Below are 1158 nucleotides of genomic sequence, written 5' to 3'. Positions count from 1 at the left end.
TTCGCCTGGGATGCAAGTCCAATCTATTCCCCGTAGGCAGAGGCGATATTGTAGCCTCCAAAGATGTGAAGTGAAAATTAAGAAGCCTCAAATGCAAATTTGGGGCTTTTTTTTGTGCACAAATTTCTGAGATCTCTACTGTCAGGTCGAGCGTAGTCGAGACCCCGCTTTCATTATAAAAAAAACCTAAATTACTCTAAAAACCTTCATTTTGAATTCAAAATACTTCAATTAGTTAATAAATTCTTCAGGTCACGAAACAACAAACCTTCGAAAATATTTAAATTACCCAAAAGCAGCCAGATAATAAAATATTCATGACCCACATTCAGAAAAAAATATCTCATATATTTGACTCAGTAAACAATATAAGTACCTTCTATGAAATACCTCAGTATATTAGTTTAATAGAAAACATTCGGCTAGCTACCTCAATTTATCTGTTTATATAAGATTTAGCAGTTTTACTAAAATCATGACCGAGCAAGACATATTTTATTTGCGATCCGAAGACAAAATTGAATTTATTCGAATTGATAACTCATATGTTTTTTTTGATGGTGTAGTTTCATTTTTAGCTGGAGTTTGTTCAACTAATTTGCTAATGGACTCTTACCTTACTGAAGCCATAGCATATAAAGAGGGACACTATTTGTTTTTTGAAGGACGAACTAAGGCCACAAACAAGATATACTATTTTTTTCCGTATGATATTTACAAATATTTAATGGACAATAGATGGCCTCAAAGTATAAACATACATTTCAAAGAAAAAACCTTTCCCGACCAAGAAGAAATTAATGGAGGATTAGACGGATTCGCAAAGGTTTTTTTATCACTAGGACAAGCGACATATATTCAATATTGGGAATCAACAAAAGATAAAGTAATTAAAGTATTCGGTACAGATCCGACAAAATGGAATACTATTTTTACATTTGGCTGGTTAGTACGCAATGCATTGGCACATAATTTCAAAGTTACAGTTAATAACCCAAAGATAGATAATATAACATGGAAAGGATTAAGCTTAGGTTATTCAAAAAATGGAATTGATATTTCTGAACAAATAATGTTCATCGAATTAATAATTTTAATGAAAGATATTGAAGATGAGCTCATAAGTTACTGCCTCAAAGATTAATTTTATATTATTTT

At 31.3% G+C, this 1158-nt stretch carries 1 protein-coding gene; it reads left to right on the top strand.

The features are described 5' to 3' along the window. Positions 1–475 precede the first annotated feature (475 nt). Positions 476–1144: a hypothetical protein gene (locus tag EGI24_RS14400; RefSeq protein WP_255048629.1), complete on the top strand. Its 669-nt coding sequence runs from the start codon at positions 476–478 to the stop codon at positions 1142–1144. The last annotated feature ends 14 nt before the right edge of the window (positions 1145–1158 follow it).

This window comes from Lacihabitans sp. CS3-21 (genome assembly GCF_024343675.1).
Lineage (GTDB): Bacteria > Bacteroidota > Bacteroidia > Cytophagales > Spirosomataceae > Leadbetterella.
This window is presented reverse-complemented; position numbering and strand designations above follow the sequence as displayed.